Annotated in this window: 16 protein-coding genes and 1 pseudogene; 1 reads left to right on the top strand and 16 read right to left on the bottom strand. The window is 59.1% G+C overall.

The window, feature by feature from the left end:
• Window positions 1-9: 9 nt before the first annotated feature.
• On the bottom strand, window positions 10-1,194 hold the full coding sequence (gene cfaB / locus NTD88_RS25440; RefSeq protein WP_262156492.1) for a C17 cyclopropane fatty acid synthase CfaB: 1,185 nt from the start codon (window positions 1,192-1,194) through the stop codon (window positions 10-12).
• Window positions 1,195-1,406: 212 nt separating this feature from the next.
• Here cfaB and lpdA point away from each other — a divergent pair, with 212 nt between their 5' ends.
• Window positions 1,407-2,807 carry a dihydrolipoyl dehydrogenase gene (gene lpdA / locus NTD88_RS25435; RefSeq protein ID WP_262156491.1) on the top strand — a complete coding sequence of 467 codons (1,401 nt, stop codon included), beginning with the start codon at window positions 1,407-1,409 and terminating at the stop codon, window positions 2,805-2,807.
• A gap of 62 nt (window positions 2,808-2,869) precedes the next feature.
• Here lpdA and NTD88_RS25430 read toward each other — a convergent pair.
• From NTD88_RS25430 to NTD88_RS25360, 15 genes and pseudogenes are all read right to left on the bottom strand, one after another.
• Window positions 2,870-3,697: pseudogene (locus NTD88_RS25430) on the bottom strand (methyl-accepting chemotaxis protein); the annotation flags it as partial.
• Between the two features lie 95 nt (window positions 3,698-3,792).
• Window positions 3,793-5,628, bottom strand: a complete 1,836-nt coding sequence (glmS, locus tag NTD88_RS25425) for a glutamine--fructose-6-phosphate transaminase (isomerizing) (RefSeq protein ID WP_262156490.1) — start codon at window positions 5,626-5,628, stop codon at window positions 3,793-3,795.
• A gap of 3 nt (window positions 5,629-5,631) precedes the next feature.
• Window positions 5,632-6,408, bottom strand: a complete 777-nt coding sequence (locus NTD88_RS25420) for a DeoR/GlpR family DNA-binding transcription regulator (RefSeq protein WP_095159132.1) — start codon at window positions 6,406-6,408, stop codon at window positions 5,632-5,634.
• A 197-nt stretch (window positions 6,409-6,605) separates the two neighbouring features.
• Complete coding sequence (gene glmU / locus NTD88_RS25415) at window positions 6,606-7,973, bottom strand: bifunctional UDP-N-acetylglucosamine diphosphorylase/glucosamine-1-phosphate N-acetyltransferase GlmU (RefSeq protein WP_262156489.1); 1,368 nt, start codon at window positions 7,971-7,973, stop codon at window positions 6,606-6,608.
• 122 nt (window positions 7,974-8,095) lie between these two features.
• Complete coding sequence (locus tag NTD88_RS25410; RefSeq protein ID WP_095159130.1) at window positions 8,096-8,512, bottom strand: F0F1 ATP synthase subunit epsilon; 417 nt, start codon at window positions 8,510-8,512, stop codon at window positions 8,096-8,098.
• Between the two features lie 44 nt (window positions 8,513-8,556).
• Window positions 8,557-9,933 (bottom strand): F0F1 ATP synthase subunit beta, encoded by a 1,377-nt coding sequence (atpD, locus tag NTD88_RS25405; protein ID WP_095159129.1) that lies wholly within the window; start codon window positions 9,931-9,933, stop codon window positions 8,557-8,559.
• Window positions 9,934-9,960: 27 nt separating this feature from the next.
• A complete protein-coding gene (gene atpG / locus NTD88_RS25400; protein ID WP_095159128.1) occupies window positions 9,961-10,821 on the bottom strand; it encodes a F0F1 ATP synthase subunit gamma in 861 nt (286 codons plus the stop codon).
• Between the two features lie 50 nt (window positions 10,822-10,871).
• Window positions 10,872-12,416 carry a F0F1 ATP synthase subunit alpha gene (gene atpA / locus NTD88_RS25395; RefSeq protein WP_095159127.1) on the bottom strand — a complete coding sequence of 515 codons (1,545 nt, stop codon included), beginning with the start codon at window positions 12,414-12,416 and terminating at the stop codon, window positions 10,872-10,874.
• A 21-nt stretch (window positions 12,417-12,437) separates the two neighbouring features.
• Window positions 12,438-12,974, bottom strand: coding sequence for a F0F1 ATP synthase subunit delta (locus NTD88_RS25390; RefSeq protein WP_095159126.1), 537 nt, complete (start codon window positions 12,972-12,974; stop codon window positions 12,438-12,440).
• Between the two features lie 12 nt (window positions 12,975-12,986).
• Window positions 12,987-13,457 (bottom strand): F0F1 ATP synthase subunit B, encoded by a 471-nt coding sequence (locus NTD88_RS25385; protein WP_095159125.1) that lies wholly within the window; start codon window positions 13,455-13,457, stop codon window positions 12,987-12,989.
• Between the two features lie 57 nt (window positions 13,458-13,514).
• Complete coding sequence (gene atpE, locus NTD88_RS25380; RefSeq protein ID WP_003097235.1) at window positions 13,515-13,772, bottom strand: F0F1 ATP synthase subunit C; 258 nt, start codon at window positions 13,770-13,772, stop codon at window positions 13,515-13,517.
• Window positions 13,773-13,917: 145 nt separating this feature from the next.
• A complete protein-coding gene (gene atpB, locus NTD88_RS25375) occupies window positions 13,918-14,787 on the bottom strand; it encodes a F0F1 ATP synthase subunit A (protein ID WP_095159124.1) in 870 nt (289 codons plus the stop codon).
• A 16-nt stretch (window positions 14,788-14,803) separates the two neighbouring features.
• Window positions 14,804-15,211 (bottom strand): F0F1 ATP synthase subunit I, encoded by a 408-nt coding sequence (locus NTD88_RS25370; RefSeq protein ID WP_095159123.1) that lies wholly within the window; start codon window positions 15,209-15,211, stop codon window positions 14,804-14,806.
• Between the two features lie 149 nt (window positions 15,212-15,360).
• Window positions 15,361-16,233 (bottom strand): ParB/RepB/Spo0J family partition protein, encoded by an 873-nt coding sequence (locus tag NTD88_RS25365; RefSeq protein ID WP_095159122.1) that lies wholly within the window; start codon window positions 16,231-16,233, stop codon window positions 15,361-15,363.
• A 9-nt stretch (window positions 16,234-16,242) separates the two neighbouring features.
• Window positions 16,243-17,034, bottom strand: coding sequence for a ParA family protein (locus NTD88_RS25360; protein ID WP_095159121.1), 792 nt, complete (start codon window positions 17,032-17,034; stop codon window positions 16,243-16,245).
• Window position 17,035 lies beyond the last annotated feature (1 nt).

Raw genomic sequence — 17,035 nt, 5'->3', positions numbered from 1 at the left:
GAGTGGCGCTCAGCGGTAGAGATCAGCGCGGGTCAGCGGCAGGTCGTGACTGCCGTCCGCTCTGGGTTTGACCGCTAGGATCTGATGCAGATTGATCCAGCCGCGGGTAAACGCGTAGGAACAGCCCGCCAGATAAAGCCGCCAGATGCGCAAGGCTTTTTCCGGAACCATGGCGGACGCTTCATCGAGCCGGGCTTCAAGGTTGTCGCTCCAGAATTTCAGCGTGCGCGCGTAGTGCAACCGCAGGCTTTCCACGTCCACCACTTCCAGCCCGGCCTCACTGATGGAGCCGCTGATCATCGACACGTGCGGCAACTCCCCATGGGGAAACACGTAGCGCTCGATGAAGGTTCCGGCCCCGCGGCCCACCGGACGACCGTCCAGGTGCTTCGCGGTGATCCCGTGGTTCATCACCAACCCACCTTCACGCACCGCGCCGAAAAGGCGCTGGCAATACAGGTCCAGATTGGCATGGCCGACATGTTCGAACATGCCGACGCTGACCACCTTGTCGAAACGACCATCCTGGGGCAGGTCGCGATAGTCGAGGATCTGTAGCTCAACCTGCTTCTGCAACCCTTCGGCCTTGACCCGCTCGCGACCCAGCTTCAACTGCTCCTTGCTCAGGGTGATGCCAAACACCTTGGCACCGAACTCCCGCGCAGCGAAACGCGCCAGCCCGCCCCAGCCACATCCGACGTCCAGCAGGTAATCGCCCTGTGTAAGTCGCAGCTTGCGGCACAGGTGCTCGAACTTGTTCTGTTGAGCCTGTTCCAGGGTGTCGTCGGCGGTCTTGAAATAGGCGCAGGAGTAAGCCATGTCCGGGTCCAGCCAGAGCTGGTAGAAGGCATTGGACAGGTCGTAGTGGTAGGAGATGGCGGAAGCATCGGTCGCCTTGTCGTGCTCGACGCGTACGGGCACGTCGTCTTCTTCATCCTTGAGCAACGCCTCACTGAGTTCATCGCAGACCCGGATGACCTCACTGATGGTTCCTTCCAGTTCCAGCTTGCCTTCGACGAACGCCGTACCCAGTTCATCCAGGCCCGGATGGGTGAGCTGACTCATCAGCGTCGGATCCTTGACCAGAATGGTGACCTGCGGCTGAGGACCTAGATCGAACTCATGGCCATCCCAGAGCCGTAGACGAAGCGGCAAATGCAAGCTTTGCAGCGCTGGCGGAAGTTGCACGAGCATGAAGTGAACCCTCCCATGTTTTCGTAGGACGTCATGGGAAAAGGGTAGTTCATATGTAAGATCTTTCAGGCTATTAGGACCATAGTCTGACGCTATCGAAACTGTTCAGCGGAATTATCTTTGTGTAAAAACAAGCCATAAATTGTATACAACTTATCGTTCGAGCGACTAACCTTGGCGCCACTTTCGATACTTCATCCGGGAGCACAACAATGAAAAGCTACGACGTCCTCATCATCGGCGGCGGCCCCGGCGGTTACAACGCCGCCATTCGCGCCGGGCAACTGGGCCTGAGCGTCGCCTGTATCGAGGGCCGCTCGACGCTCGGCGGCACCTGCCTCAACGTCGGCTGCATGCCCTCCAAGGCACTGCTGCATGCATCGGAACTCTATGAAGCGGCCAGCGGCGCCGAGTTCGCTCACCTCGGTATCGAGGTCAAGCCGAGCCTGAACCTCGCGCAAATGATGAAGCAGAAGGAAGAGAGCGTGACCGGCCTGACCAAAGGCATCGAGTTTCTCTTTCGCAAGAACAAGGTGGACTGGATCAAGGGCTGGGGTCGCCTGGATGGCGCCGGCAAGGTAAAGGTCACCGATGATCAGGGGAACGTCAGCGACTACACCGCCAAGGACATCGTCATCGCCACCGGCTCCGAGCCCACTCCCCTGCCCGGCGTGACCATCGACAACCAGCGCATCATCGACTCCACCGGCGCCTTGTCGCTGCCGCAAGTGCCCAAGCACCTCGTGGTGATCGGTGCTGGCGTGATCGGCCTGGAACTGGGTTCGGTGTGGCGCCGGCTGGGCAGCGAAGTGACCGTGATCGAATACCTCGACCGGATCTGCCCCGGCATCGATGAAGAAACCGCCAAGACCCTGCAACGCTCCCTGGCCAAGCAAGGCATGGCCTTCAAGCTCGGTAGCAAAGTCACCCAGGCCACCCCGTCGGCCGATGGCGTCAGCCTGACCCTGGAGCCGGCCGCCGGCGGCGAAGCCCAGACCCTGCAAGCCGACTACGTGTTGGTGGCCATCGGTCGCCGTCCATACACCGAAGGCCTGGGCCTGGAAAGCGTCGGCTTGAACACCGACAAGCGCGGCATGCTGGAGAACCAGGGCCATCGCACCAGCGTGCCGGGCGTCTGGGTCATCGGCGACGTCACCTCCGGCCCGATGCTGGCGCACAAGGCCGAAGACGAAGCCATCGCCTGCATCGAGCGCATCCACGGCAAGCCGCACGAAGTGAACTACGGCCTGATCCCGGGCGTGATCTACACCAAGCCGGAGCTGGCCACTGTCGGTAAGACCGAAGAGCAGCTCAAGGCGGAAGGCCGTGCCTACAAAGTCGGAAAATTCCCGTTCATGGCCAACAGCCGGGCGAAGATCAACCACGAGACCGAAGGTTTCGCCAAGGTCATCGCCGACGCCGAGACCGATCAAGTCCTGGGCGTGCACCTGGTGGGTCCGAGCGTCAGCGAGATGATCGGCGAGTACTGCGTGGCCATGGAGTTCGCCGCCTCGGCGGAAGACATCGCACTGATTTGTCATCCGCATCCGACGCGTTCGGAAGCCCTGCGCCAGGCAGCTATGAACGTTGACGGCATGGCAATGCAAATCTGAACACGCTCATCGCTGGCAAGCGGGGACACCCGGCTTGCCAGCGATGAGGTCTCAGGTCCTGAACCGCGATACCAAACGCCCGCCCGGGCCGCCTCGATGGCTGCGTTGAGCGCCAGCAGGTTGGTCTGTTCGGCGATAGAGCGAATGATGCCGAGGATGGTGTTGATGTCCTGGCTCTCGCGTTCGAGTTCCTGCATCGCCTCGGTGGACTGCTGCAGGTTTTCGCTCAGGCGGGCAACGCTGCTGGTCGCCTGCTCGATCTGCTGCTGGCCGACGTTTACCTGACGCTGACCGGCATCGGCGGACGACGCGGCATTGCTACACGACCTCGCCACTTCGTTGGCCGTGGCCACCATCTCGTTGAACGCGGTCGACACCAGTTCGACCGCCTGACGCTGGCGCCCAGTGGCATCGCCCATGTTCGAAGCGACCCGGCTGTTGGTTTCCGAGGCCCTTTGCAGATCGGCGGACGCATTGCCGATGCGCTGCACCAGCGCGCGGATACGCTCGACAAACTGGTTGAACCAGCCAGCCAGCGCGGCGGTTTCGTCGTTGCCCTTCACCTGCAGCGAGCGCGTCAGATCGCCCTCACCCTGAGCGATGTCCTCAAGGCTGCCGGCCACGCCCTTGATCGGGTTGACGATCAGGTTGGCGAACGCAGCGCCTGTGTCCTCGATCAGCATCAGGTAGCCGCTTTCGCCGAGCTTGGATTTGCCAATGAACCCGGCCAGTTGTGCCAGCGACACGTCGGTTCCCATCACCCCGACCACTTCCCCGGAGGGGCCGTGAATCGTGCGTACAGTGCAAATCAACGCTTCATTACCCCACAGGTACGCGCCGGTGCGGGAAACCTTGCCAGGGTTGGCGAGCGCCTTTTGATACCAGGGGCGTTGACAATGGCTGAGGCGGGGAATTTACAGCGAGGAAAAAAGCGAAGGGAGCGTACGAAAGACGCTCCCTTGCCTGATTTTACGTGCGCTACCGCTTACTCAACCGTAACCGACTTGGCCAGGTTGCGCGGCTGGTCGACGTCGGTGCCCTTGAGCACGGCGACGTAGTACGACAGCAACTGCAGTGGGATGGTGTAGAGGATCGGCGCCAGCGCATCGGCGATGTGCGGCATGGCGATGACGTGGGTGCCTTCGCCATTGCTCATGCCGGCCTGCTCGTCAGCGAACACGACCAACTGACCACCACGGGCGCGCACTTCCTGCAGGTTGGACTTGAGCTTCTCCAACAGTTCGTTGTTAGGCGCCACGGTAACGACTGGCATGTCGTTATCCACAAGGGCCAACGGACCGTGCTTGAGCTCACCGGCCGGATAGGCTTCGGCGTGGATGTAGGAAATCTCCTTGAGCTTGAGCGCTCCTTCCATCGCCACCGGGAATTGCGCGCCACGACCGAGGAACAGGGTGTGGTGCTTGTCGGCGAACAGCTCGGAGATTTTCTCTACAGTGGCGTCCATCGCCAGGGCCTCGCCCAGGCGCACCGGCAGGCGACGCAATTGCTCGACCAGTTCGGCCTCTACACCCGCTGCCAGAGTGCCACGCACCTGGCCCAGGGACAGGGTCAGCAGCATCAGCGAAACCAGTTGGGTGGTGAACGCCTTGGTGGAAGCAACGCCAATTTCCGGGCCGGCCATGGTCAGCAGGGTCAGGTCCGACTCCCTCACCAGGGAACTGATGCCGACGTTGCAGATTGCCAGGCTGCCGAGGAAACCCAGCTCCTTGGCGTTCCGCAAGGCAGCCAGGGTGTCGGCAGTCTCGCCCGACTGGGAAATCGATACGAACAGGGTGTCCGGTTGCACCACGACCTTGCGGTAACGGAACTCGCTGGCCACTTCGACCTGACACGGAATCCCCGCCAGCTCTTCCAGCCAGTAACGGGCGACCATGCCGGCGTGATAGCTGGTGCCGCAGGCGACGATTTGCACGTTGCGCACCTTGGCGAACAACTCGGCGGCTTTCGGACCAAACGCCTGAACCAGCACATGGTCGCTACCCAGCCGGCCTTCCAGCGCGCGTTGGACTACGGCCGGCTGCTCATGGATTTCCTTGAGCATGAAGTGGCGGTACTCGCCCTTGTCCGCGGCTTCCGCACCTTCGTGGTATTGCACGGTTTCACGCTGCACTGGCGCGCCGCTGGCGTCCCAGATGCTTATTTGGTCGCGGCGGATTTCGGCGATATCGCCCTCTTCCAGGTACATGAAACGGTCGGTGACCTGACGCAGCGCCAGTTGGTCAGACGCCAGGAAGTTTTCGCCGAGGCCCAGGCCGATTACCAGCGGGCTGCCACTACGGGCGGCCAGCAGACGGTCCGGCTGTTTCGCGCTGATTACCGCCAGGCCATAGGCACCGTGCAACTGCTTGACCGTGGCCTTGAGCGCATCGGCCAGGTCGGGGATGGTTTTCAGGGTGTGGTGCAGCAGGTGCACGATCACTTCAGTGTCGGTTTCGGAACTGAATACGTAACCCAGCGCTTTGAGTTGCTCGCGCAGGGCTTCGTGGTTCTCGATGATGCCGTTGTGCACCACGGCCAGCTCATGCCCGGAGAAATGCGGGTGGGCGTTGTGCTCGGTCGGCGCACCATGGGTTGCCCAGCGGGTGTGGGCGATACCCAGTTGGCCAATCAGCGGCTCGGCGGCGACGGCCGCCTGCAATTCGCTGACCTTGCCGATACGGCGGCGGCGTTCCAGAGCCCCTTGCTGGGTGAAGACGGCAAGACCTGCGCTGTCATAGCCGCGGTACTCAAGACGTTTCAGGCCTTCAATCAGAATGGCGGTGATATTACGTTCGGCGACGGCGCCAACAATTCCACACATAAATTAATGCTCCTGGCTGATAGCGGCACAAATCACGTTTATGCCGCGGGCTTCAATCTGTTCGCGTGCCTCATCAGGCAGGCGCTCATCAGTAATAAGGGTGTTCACACCGCTCCACGGCAGCTCGAGGTTGGGAATCTTGCGCCCAACCTTGTCCGACTCGACCATCACGATCACTTCCCGGGCAACCTCGGCCATCACACGGCTCAGACCCAGCAACTCATTGAACGTGGTGGTGCCACGGACAAGATCGATGCCGTCGGCACCGATGAACAACTGGTCGAAATCGTAGGAGCGCAGCACCTGCTCGGCAACCTGGCCCTGAAAGGATTCGGAGTGCGGATCCCAGGTGCCGCCGGTCATTAGCAGCACCGGTTCATGCTCGAGTTCGCTCAGCGCACGGGCCACATTAAGGGAGTTGGTCATCACCACGAGGCCGGGCTGGAGACCCAGCTCGGGGATCATCGCCGCGGTCGTGCTGCCGCTGTCGATGATGATCCGCGCATGTTCACGGATCCGCGCTACCGCAGCACGGGCGATGGCCTGCTTATACAGGGAGACGGGTTGGGTCTGATCGGCAATCAGCTCTTGCGGCATGGTCACCGCGCCGCCGTAACGACGCAGCAGCAGACCGTTGCTTTCGAGCGCCGCCAAATCCTTGCGGATCGTGACTTCGGAAGTTTCGAAACGCTTGGCCAGCTCATCCACGCTCACCTCGCCCTTTTCATTGAGCAAAGCGAGGATGTTGTGTCGGCGTTGTGGCGTATTTCGTTTCGACATTTTGATGGTAAGTTTCGTTTCGAAAGTTAATGAGGCCAATCAAAACCTAACGGGCTCTTTTGGTCAAGACACATGTTGAAAAAAGTGATGTGGATAACATTGTTGGCCCCGACGGTTATCCACATAGCCAGCTTGAAAATGAAAAAGGCCGACTTATGCACACTGCAGGTCGGCCTTCTTCTTCACTTGTGTATAACTCAGTCCTTCTTGAGCTTCTCCGGCCGCTTCCAACCATCGATATTTTTCTGGCGAGCCCGACCCACCGCCAACTGCGAAGGCTCTACGTTCTGGGTGATGGTCGAACCGGCAGCAGTAGTCGCGCCGTCCTTGATATCCACAGGGGCAACCAGCGAGTTGTTCGAACCGATGAACACGTCCTCACCCAGCACGGTCTTGAACTTGTTGGCGCCGTCATAGTTACAGGTGATGGTGCCGGCGCCGATGTTGGTACGGGCACCAATTTCCGCGTCTCCCAGGTAAGTCAGGTGGCCGGCCTTGGCGCCTTCGCCCAGATGAGCGTTCTTCAACTCGACAAAGTTACCCACATGGGCACGGGCTTCCAGCACGGTGCCCGGACGCAGACGAGCGAACGGACCGGCATCGCTGCCCTCACCCAGCACGGCGCCTTCGATATGGCTGTTCGCCTTGATGACGACGCCCTTGCGCAGGGTGCTGTTCTTGATCACGCAATTCGGTCCGATCTGGACGTCATCTTCGATTACCACGCGGCCTTCCAGAACCACGTTGATATCGATGAGGACGTCGCGGCCGACACTGACCTCGCCGCGAATATCGAAACGCGCCGGATCTCGCAGGGTTACGCCGAGGGCCATCAGGCGGCGAGCCTCGCGGAGCTGGTAATGACGCTCCAGCTCGGCCAGTTGCCGACGATCATTGGCGCCCTGCACTTCCATCGGGTCCAGCGGCTGCTCGGTGGCGACGACCAGACCATCGGCTACAGCCATGGCGATCACATCGGTGAGGTAATACTCGCCCTGGGCATTGTCGTTGGACAGGCGGCCCAGCCACTCGGTCAGGCGCGCGCCCGGGACGGCGAGAATACCGGTGTTGCCTTCGCGAATGGCTTTCTGCGCTTCGCTGGCATCCTTGTGCTCGACAATCGCCGCGACCTTGCCCTCGGCGTCGCGCACGATGCGGCCATAGCCGGTGGGGTCTTGCAGGGTGACGGTCAGCAAGCCGAGTTGCTGCTCGTTGACCTTCGCCAGCAGGCGCTTGAGGGTTTCCACTTCGATCAACGGTACGTCGCCGTAGAGAATCAGCACGGTCTCAGCGCTCAGCGCTGGCAGCGCCTGAGCGACGGCATGGCCGGTGCCCAGTTGTTTGTCCTGGAGAACGAAATTCAGATCATCCGCGGCAAGGCGTTCACGGACCAGCTCTGCGCCATGGCCAATGACGACATGCACGCCCTGCGGCTGCAACTGGCGTGCGCTGTGGATAACGTGGCCAAGCATGGAGTCGCCGGCGACCGGGTGCAGCACCTTCGGCAATGCGGAACGCATGCGAGTGCCTTGGCCTGCGGCGAGAATAACGATATCGAGAGACATTGACTGGCTACCAATCCTGGGTGATCAGCGATGTGACCGGGGGAAGAATTCGGAAAAAGAAAAAGGGTAGCCGAGGCTACCCTTTAACTCAATTGCGTCAGAAGTGATCGGCAAGCGCCGTATTACTTCTTGCGCATTTGCTGGACGGTACGCAGCTGGGCTGCGGCCTCGGCCAGACGTGCAGCAGCGGCGCTGTAATCGAAATCCGCGCCTTTGCTGTTCAGGGCATTTTCGGCAGCCTTGAGGGCTTCCTGCGCCTGAGCTTCATCCAGGTCTGCAGCGCGTTGCACGGTGTCGGCGAGAACCTTGACCATGTTCGGCTGGACCTCAAGGAAGCCACCAGAGATGTAAAACACTTCCTGGGAGCCGCCCTGCTTGGTCAGCGTGATCGGACCCGGCTTGAGATTGGTGATCAGCGGCGCGTGGCCTGGAGCGATACCAAGATCACCCAGGTTACCGTGCGCAACCACCATCTCGACCAGACCGGAGAAGATTTCTCCTTCCGCGCTGACGATATCGCAATGGACTGTCATAGCCATTTGCTTGCCTCGACCTGATTAGCGCCCCTTTCGGGGCGCCGGGATTACAGTTTCTTGGCTTTCTCGACCGCTTCTTCGATGCTGCCGACCATGTAGAACGCTTGTTCTGGCAGGTGGTCGTAGTCACCTTTGAGGATGCCGCTGAAGCCAGCAATGGTGTCTTTCAGGGAAACGTATTTACCTGGGGAACCAGTGAAGACTTCTGCCACGAAGAACGGCTGGGACAGGAAGCGCTGGATCTTACGAGCACGGGATACCAGCTGCTTGTCGGTTTCGGACAGTTCGTCCATACCCAGGATCGCGATGATGTCTTTCAGCTCTTTGTAGCGCTGCAGCACGTACTGGACGCCGCGGGCGGTGTCGTAGTGCTCGTTGCCGATGACGTTCGGGTCCAGTTGGCGCGAAGTCGAGTCCAGTGGATCGACCGCTGGGTAGATACCCAGGGAAGCGATGTCACGGGACAGTACGACGGTGGCGTCCAAGTGGGCGAAGGTGGTCGCTGGCGACGGGTCGGTCAAGTCGTCCGCAGGTACGTATACCGCTTGGATCGAGGTGATCGAACCTTCCTTGGTCGAAGTGATACGTTCTTGCAGAACGCCCATCTCTTCAGCCAGGGTCGGCTGGTAACCTACTGCGGAAGGCATACGGCCCAGCAGTGCGGATACTTCAGTACCGGCCAGGGTGTAACGATAGATGTTGTCGACGAACAGCAGAACGTCGTTACCTTCGTCACGGAACTTCTCAGCCATGGTCAGGCCGGTCAGCGCTACGCGCAGACGGTTTCCTGGTGGCTCGTTCATCTGACCGTAGACCAAGGCTACTTTGTCGAGAACGTTGGAGTCCTTCATCTCGTGGTAGAAGTCGTTACCCTCACGAGTACGCTCACCCACACCGGCGAACACGGAATAACCGCTGTGCTCGATGGCGATGTTACGGATCAGTTCCATCATGTTTACGGTTTTGCCTACACCGGCACCACCGAACAGACCAACCTTACCACCCTTGGCGAACGGGCAAACCAGGTCGATAACCTTGATGCCAGTTTCCAGCAGGTCGTTGCCGCCTGCCTGGTCAGCGAAGGAAGGCGCAGGACGGTGAATGCCCCAACGCTCTTCTTCGCCGATCGGACCAGCTTCGTCGATCGGGTTGCCCAGGACGTCCATGATCCGGCCCAGGGTCGCTTTACCGACCGGTACGGAGATGGCTGCCTTGGTGTCGATAACGTCCAGACCGCGCTTCAAGCCTTCGGTCGAACCCATCGCAATGGTACGAACCACGCCGTCGCCCAGCTGCTGCTGAACTTCCAGGGTGGTTTCTGCGCCTTGTACTTTCAGTGCGTTATACACACTCGGAACGCTGTCACGTGGGAATTCCACGTCGATGACGGCGCCGATGATTTGAACGATACGTCCGCTACTCATAGCTGGATCCTCTGAATATTTGAACCGTTAAACCGCGGCAGCGCCGCCGACGATTTCCGAGATCTCTTGGGTGATCGCAGCCTGACGCGCCTTGTTGTAGATCAGCTGCAATTCGCTGATCAGGTCACCGGCGTTGTCGGTGGCGTTCTTCATCGCGATCATCCGGGCAGCTTGTTCAGCCGCGTTGTTCTCGACCACCGCCTGGTAGACCTGCGACTCCACGTAACGCACCATCAAGCCGTCCAGCAGCTCTTTGGCGTCAGGTTCGTAGAGGTAGTCCCAGTGGTGCTTGAGTTCTTGATCCGGGGTTGCCACCAACGGAATCAACTGCTCGACCGTTGGCTGTTGCGTCATGGTATTGATGAACTTGTTCGATACCACGGACAGACGATCGATACGGCCGTCCAGGTAAGCGTCCAGCATGACTTTGACGCTACCGATCAGATCGTTGATCGACGGCTCTTCGCCCAGGTGGCTGATCGCAGCAACAACGTTACCGCCGAAGCTACGGAAGAATGCTGCACCCTTGCTGCCGACCACGCACAGATCGATCTCGACGCCTTGTTCGCGGTTTACCGCCATGTCCTTGACCAGGGCCTTGAACAGGTTGGTGTTCAAGCCGCCGCACAGACCACGGTCACTGCTCACTACGACATAACCGGCGCGCTTTACAGGGCGATCGATCATGAACGGGTGGCGGTATTCCGGGTTGGCGTTGGCCAGATGACCAATCACCTGGCGGATGCGCTCCGCGTAAGGACGGCTAGCAGCCATGCGCATTTGAGCCTTGCGCATTTTGCTGACCGCCACTTTTTCCATGGCGCTGGTAATTTTTTGCGTGCTTTTGATGCTCGCAATCTTACTGCGAATCTCTTTTGCGCCTGCCATGTAACACCTATCAGGTTAGCAAGCGGGGGCTGCAAAGCCCCCGCTGCGGCTTACCAGGTTTGGGTGGCCTTGAACTTCTCGATACCGGCTTTGATGCCAGCGTCGATTTCGTCGTTGAAGTCACCCTTCACGTTGATCTTCGCCATCAGTTCGGCGTGATCACGGTTGAAGTAAGCGATCAGGGCTTGTTCGAAGCTACCGATCTTGGCGATTTCAACGTCGGTCAGGAACCCACGCTCAGCGGCATACAGCGACAGCGCCATGTCAGCAATGGACATAGGAGCGTATTGCTTCTGCTTCATCAGCTCGGTAACACGTTGACCGTGCTCGAGTTGCTTACGGGTAGCTTCGTCCAGGTCAGAGGCGAACTGGGCGAATGCCGCCAGTTCACGGTACTGAGCCAGAGCGGTACGGATGCCACCGGACAGCTTCTTGATGATCTTGGTCTGAGCGGCACCACCCACACGGGATACCGAAACACCGGCGTTAACTGCAGGGCGGATGCCCGAGTTGAACATGGCCGATTCCAGGAAGATCTGACCGTCGGTGATGGAAATCACGTTGGTCGGAACGAACGCGGAAACGTCGCCAGCCTGGGTTTCGATGATCGGCAGTGCGGTCAGGGAACCGGTCTTGCCAGTTACAGCGCCGTTGGTGAACTTCTCGACGTACTCTTCGGAAACGCGCGAAGCACGCTCCAGCAGACGGGAGTGGAGATAGAACACGTCACCTGGGTACGCTTCACGTCCTGGTGGACGGCGCAGCAGCAGGGAGATCTGACGGTAGGCAACGGCTTGCTTGGACAGGTCGTCGTAAACGATCAGTGCGTCTTCACCGCGGTCGCGGAAGAACTCGCCCATGGTGCAACCGGCGTATGGCGCCAGGAATTGCAGTGCGGCGGATTCCGAAGCACTGGCAACCACCACGATGGTGTTGGCCAGGGCGCCGTTTTCTTCCAGCTTGCGAACGATGTTGGCGACGGTGGAACGCTTTTGGCCAACGGCAACATAAACGCAGAAAATACCGGAGTCTTTCTGGTTGATGATGGCGTCGATCGCCATGGCGGTCTTACCGATCTGACGGTCACCGATGATCAGCTCGCGCTGGCCACGGCCGACAGGAATCATGGCGTCGACGGATTTGTAGCCAGTCTGTACAGGCTGGTCTACCGACTTACGCCAGATAACGCCCGGAGCAACTTTCTCGACCGCGTCGGTCTCGGTGTTGCCCAGCGGGCCTTTGCCGTCAATTGGGTTGCCCAGTGCGTCAACGACGCGACCCAGCAGTTCCTTACCAACAGGAACTTCCAGGATGCGGCCGGTGCACTTGGCGCTCATGCCTTCAGCGAGGGTGTCGTAAGCGCCCAGTACTACCGCACCAACGGAGTCTTGCTCCAGGTTGAGGGCCATACCGTAGACGCCGCCTGGAAACTCGATCATTTCGCCGTACATAACGTCGGCCAGACCGTGAATCCGCACGATGCCGTCAGAAACGCTGACGACAGTACCTTCGTTGCGGGCTTGGGAGGCTACATCGAGATTCTCGATGCGGCCCTTGATGATTTCACTAATTTCGGAAGGATTGAGTTGCTGCATTGCTCTGCTGCCCCTTCAAACTCAAGATTTCAATGCTTCGGCCAGTTTCGCGATTTTGCCGCGAACCGAGCCATCGATTACCAGGTCACCTGCGCGGATCACGACACCACCGATAAGGGAGGCATCCTCCGTCGCATGCAGGCGCACTTCCCGGCTGAGCCGTGCACTGAGAACCTTGGCGAGTTTGTCTTGCTGTTCTTGGTTCAACGCAAAAGCACTGGTGACTTCCACGTCCACGGATTTCTCTTGTTCGGCCTTGTACAGCTCGAACAACGACGAAATCTCCGGCAACAGCAGGAGACGATCGTTTTCCGCGGCAACATGAATGAAATTCTGTGCCTGTGCATCAAACTTGTCACCGCAGACATTAATGAATGCGGCGGCCTTTTCTGCGCTCGTCAGTCGCGGGGCCTTGAGCAGGCGCTGCATTGTGCCGTCTTCCGACACTGCAGCAGCCAGGCCGAGCATGGCTGACCAATTGGCCAGTTGCTGATGGGCCTGGGCGTGCTCAAAGGCAGCCTTAGCGTAAGGTCGGGCCAACGTGGTCAGTTCTGCCATGATCGCCCTCGCTTAAATTTCAGCGGCCAGTTTGTTAACCAGCTCCGCATGCGCGTTTTGATCGATTGTGGCGCCAAGGATCTTTTCAGCACCGTTAACGGCCAGGCTACCCACTTGGGCGCGCAGCGCGTCTTTGACGCTGTTAATTTCCTGTTCGATCTCGGCCTGAGCCTGAGCCTTCACACGGTCAGCTTCGACGCGGGCCTGATCACGGGCTTCCTCGACGATCTGAGCACCGCGCTTCTTGGCTTGCTCAATGATTTCGGCTGCCTGAGCTTTAGCTTCGCGCAGTTGCTGACCCGCTTTATCTTGGGCCAGCTCCAGGTCGCGAGCTGCTCGGTTGGCAGCGTCCAGTCCGTCCGCGATCTTCTTTTGACGTTCTTGCAGAGCTGCAATGACCGGAGGCCATACAAACTTCATGCAGAACACCACGAAAATCAAGAACGCAAGGGACTGACCAATCAGGGTTGCATTAATATTCACGCCAACACCTCGCTCGTTCTTCGTCTATCACACCAATCCACTCGAATGATCGAGTGATTAGCCTGCGATTTGACCAACGAAGGGGTTCGCGAAGGTGAAGAACAGTGCGATACCAACACCGATCATGGTTACGGCGTCGAGCAGACCGGCAACGATGAACATTTTAACTTGGAGCATTGGAACCATCTCTGGCTGGCGAGCAGCGCCTTCCAGGAACTTGCCGCCCAGCAGGCCGAAACCAATGGCGGTACCCAGAGCACCCAGGCCGATCAGCAGAGCAACAGCGATAGCGGTAAGACCAACTACAGTTTCCATCTTTCCTCCCGACTTTTACGTCGTATTGGTTAGGTTTTTTAGTTTGAAGCGGTAAAACAAAATCGTTTGGTACAACGGTGCCCTTGCGGACTTTTTCGACCCTCCCTCGTACCGACGGGAGGATCATCAGACACGCCAGGCGGTCTTAATGGTTATCTTCGTGCGCCATCGAAAGGTAGACGATGGTGAGCATCATGAAGATGAATGCTTGCAGCGTGATGATCAGGATGTGGAACACAGCCCACGCCCATTGCAGCACGATACCCAGACCGCTCAGCCACAGCAGGCCGGAGCCGAACATCACGGCAATCAGGATGAACACCAGCTCGCCGGCGTACATGTTGCCGAACAGACGCAGAGCCAGCGAGATCGGCTTGGCGATCAGGGTCACGAACTCGAGCAGGAAGTTGACCGGAATCAGCAGGATCTGCACGAAGATGTTCTTGCTACCGAACGGGTGCAGGGTCAGTTCACCGAGGAAGCCGCCCAGGCCCTTGACCTTGATGCTGTAGAAAATGATCAGCGCGAACACACAGATTGCCATGGCCAGCGTGGCGTTCGGGTCGGTGGTGGATACGGCACGGAACGGAATGTGCGGATCACCCGAGATCATGATCGCCAGCTGAGGAATCCAGTCGACCGGAATCAGGTCGACGGCGTTCATCATGAAGACCCAGACGAAGATGGTCAGTGCCAGCGGTGCGATGACCGGGCTGCGGCCGTGGAAGGAGTCCTTCACGCTGCCGTTGACGAACTCGACCAGCACTTCAACGAAGTTCTGCAGACCGCCGGGCAGGCCGGAGGTCGCTTTTTTCGCCGCGGCGCGGAAAAGAAGAATGAAGATCAGGCCCAGACCGAACGACCAACCCAGGGTGTCCGCATGGAACGCCCAGAAGCCCATTGCCTTGGCTTCTGCTGCGGAATGGGCAAAGCCCCAACCGCCATCTGGTAGTTGACCGAAGGTCAGGTTCTGCAAGTGGTGCTGGATATAGCCCGAAGCGGTTTCTGCTGCCATGTTTGCCTCAAACGCCCTAAGGTCTCGAAAGTCTTGTTTTCATCAGCAGGGGCGCGAACCAGCTGACCAGTTGGGTCAGCAAGAAGACGCCGAATACTGCTAATGGCGCCAATGGCTTCACTCCTGCGAACGTCAGTGCGAACAGCACCGCCGTCAAAATCAATTTGCCTGCCTCGCCTGCGTAAAACGACTTGACGATGGCTTGCGCTGCCCGGGCCCCGGTAAACCGGAAAGCCTTATAGGCGAAATACACATTCGGTAGCCAGGCGATCAGACCTCCACAGAGACCTGAATATCCGCTGACTGTCCCGCGCCACTGCCACAAAGCCAAAGCTGCCAACAGAAACACGACACATTGGGCCAGCAGTACCGGGAAAACCGCCCAGCGATGGAAAGGCAAGCGGTTTGGCGTGCGGGTTTCCATCAAAACTGCTCCCCTGAAGTCGGCCAACCAGTCAACTATGACTTGGCATAATTTGTGCCGACAAAATGCGCGCAGAGTATAGGGGCGGTTTAACCCCTATTCAACTGCCGGGTAGTGATTTCCGACTACGCGCTACAAAGGGAATTGTTTCAGCGGATGTGAGCAAGGACGCCCTGCAACTCATCCAGGGAGTTGTACTTAATAACTAATTGGCCCTTGCCTTTATTGCCATGACGTATCTGTACAGAAGACCCTAAACGCTCGGCCAGCCGTTGTTCCAGACGGGTTATATCCGGATCGGCCTTGGCTGGTTCCACAGGCTCAGGTTTGCCACTGAGCCACTGGCGAACCAGCGCTTCGGTCTGACGTACCGTCAGCCCGCGTGCGACAACGTGTCGCGCCCCTTCAACCTGCTGTTCTTCCGGTAATCCGAGCAGTGCACGTGCGTGCCCCATTTCCAGATCGCCATGGGACAACATGGTCTTGATGACTTCCGGCAAGGAGATCAGACGCAGCAGGTTGGCCACGGTGACCCGCGACTTGCCCACGGCATCGGCAACCTGTTGCTGAGTCAGCTGGAATTCGGTCTGCAGACGTTGCAGCGCATTCGCTTCCTCAACCGGATTGAGATCTTCACGCTGGATGTTCTCGATCAGCGCCATCGCAATGGCAGCTTCATCCGGCACATCGCGCACCATCGCCGGGATAGTGTCGAGCCCGGCCTGCTGGCTGGCACGCCAGCGCCGCTCACCGGCGATGATTTCGTAGCGATCACCCTCGATAGGGCGGACCACGATCGGCTGCATGACGCCCTGGCCTCTGATCGACTGGGCCAGTTCTTCAAGCGCCTGCGGGTCCATATCCCGACGTGGCTGGTACTTGCCGCGCTGGATCAGGTCCAACGGCAGGTGTTGCAGTTCTTTCTTGTCGACCTTTACAGCTTGCTCTTCGAGCGCGCTGACGGTCGGACCACTCAACAGTGCATCCAACCCACGTCCGAGACCTCGTTTCTTAACGGCCATGCGGATTCCTTAAGTTGTCTGTGCAGTGCGAGTTTGACGACGCTGGCGACGAACGAGTTCGCCCGCCAGGGCCAGGTAAGCCAGGGCGCCTCGGGATTGCTTGTCGTAGGCCAACGCCGGCATGCCAAAGCTCGGAGCCTCGGCCAGGCGAATGTTGCGAGGAATGACCGTGTCGTAGAGCTGCTCGCCGAAATGCTCCTTGAGCTGCACCGAAACATCGTTGTTCAGGCTCAGGCGCGGGTCGTACATCGTCCGCAGCAGGCCTTCGATCTTGAGCTCGGGATTCAGGCGGGCAGCAATGCGCTTGATGTTATCCACAAGGTCGCTGAGACCTTCCAGTGCATAGTATTCACACTGCATCGGAATGATCACGCCATCGGCGGCGACCAAGGCATTGAGGGTCAGCATCGACAGCGATGGCGGACAGTCGATGAGGATGTAGTCGTAGCTTTCCCGGATAGGCGCCAGCGCATTGCGCAAACGGCTTTCCTTCATCTGCATTTCCAGCAGCACCACCTCGGCGGCGGTCAGGTCACGGTTGGCCGGCAGCAGTTGATAACCACCGTGCTCGGAGATGTGCATGGCCTGGGCCAGGTCGCACTCGCCGATCAGCAGATCGTAGACCGAATGTTCCAGGACATGTTTATCCACACCGCTACCCATGGTGGCGTTGCCTTGTGGATCGAGGTCAATCAGCAGCACGCGACGCTTGGTTGCTACCAGCGAGGCCGCGAGATTGATACAGGTGGTGGTTTTACCCACGCCCCCTTTTTGGTTCGCAATCGCGAATACCTTAGCCATT

Source organism: Pseudomonas sp. 20P_3.2_Bac5, assembly GCF_025466035.1.
Classification (GTDB): domain Bacteria; phylum Pseudomonadota; class Gammaproteobacteria; order Pseudomonadales; family Pseudomonadaceae; genus Aquipseudomonas.
This window is presented reverse-complemented; position numbering and strand designations above follow the sequence as displayed.

Bases quoted from the DNA above. Each gene is read 5' to 3' on its own strand.
- cfaB (WP_262156492.1), bottom strand. From the start codon at position 1,194: ATGCTCGTGCAACTTCCGCCAGCGCTGCAAAGCTTGCATTTGCCGCTT.
- lpdA (WP_262156491.1), top strand. From the start codon at position 1,407: ATGAAAAGCTACGACGTCCTCATCATCGGCGGCGGCCCCGGCGGTTAC.
- glmS (WP_262156490.1), bottom strand. From the start codon at position 5,628: ATGTGTGGAATTGTTGGCGCCGTCGCCGAACGTAATATCACCGCCATT.
- NTD88_RS25420 (WP_095159132.1), bottom strand. From the start codon at position 6,408: ATGTCGAAACGAAATACGCCACAACGCCGACACAACATCCTCGCTTTG.
- glmU (WP_262156489.1), bottom strand. From the start codon at position 7,973: ATGTCTCTCGATATCGTTATTCTCGCCGCAGGCCAAGGCACTCGCATG.
- NTD88_RS25410 (WP_095159130.1), bottom strand. From the start codon at position 8,512: ATGGCTATGACAGTCCATTGCGATATCGTCAGCGCGGAAGGAGAAATC.
- atpD (WP_095159129.1), bottom strand. From the start codon at position 9,933: ATGAGTAGCGGACGTATCGTTCAAATCATCGGCGCCGTCATCGACGTG.
- atpG (WP_095159128.1), bottom strand. From the start codon at position 10,821: ATGGCAGGCGCAAAAGAGATTCGCAGTAAGATTGCGAGCATCAAAAGC.
- atpA (WP_095159127.1), bottom strand. From the start codon at position 12,416: ATGCAGCAACTCAATCCTTCCGAAATTAGTGAAATCATCAAGGGCCGC.
- NTD88_RS25390 (WP_095159126.1), bottom strand. From the start codon at position 12,974: ATGGCAGAACTGACCACGTTGGCCCGACCTTACGCTAAGGCTGCCTTT.
- atpE (WP_003097235.1), bottom strand. From the start codon at position 13,772: ATGGAAACTGTAGTTGGTCTTACCGCTATCGCTGTTGCTCTGCTGATC.
- atpB (WP_095159124.1), bottom strand. From the start codon at position 14,787: ATGGCAGCAGAAACCGCTTCGGGCTATATCCAGCACCACTTGCAGAAC.
- NTD88_RS25370 (WP_095159123.1), bottom strand. From the start codon at position 15,211: ATGGAAACCCGCACGCCAAACCGCTTGCCTTTCCATCGCTGGGCGGTT.
- NTD88_RS25365 (WP_095159122.1), bottom strand. From the start codon at position 16,233: ATGGCCGTTAAGAAACGAGGTCTCGGACGTGGGTTGGATGCACTGTTG.
- NTD88_RS25360 (WP_095159121.1), bottom strand. From the start codon at position 17,034: ATGGCTAAGGTATTCGCGATTGCGAACCAAAAAGGGGGCGTGGGTAAA.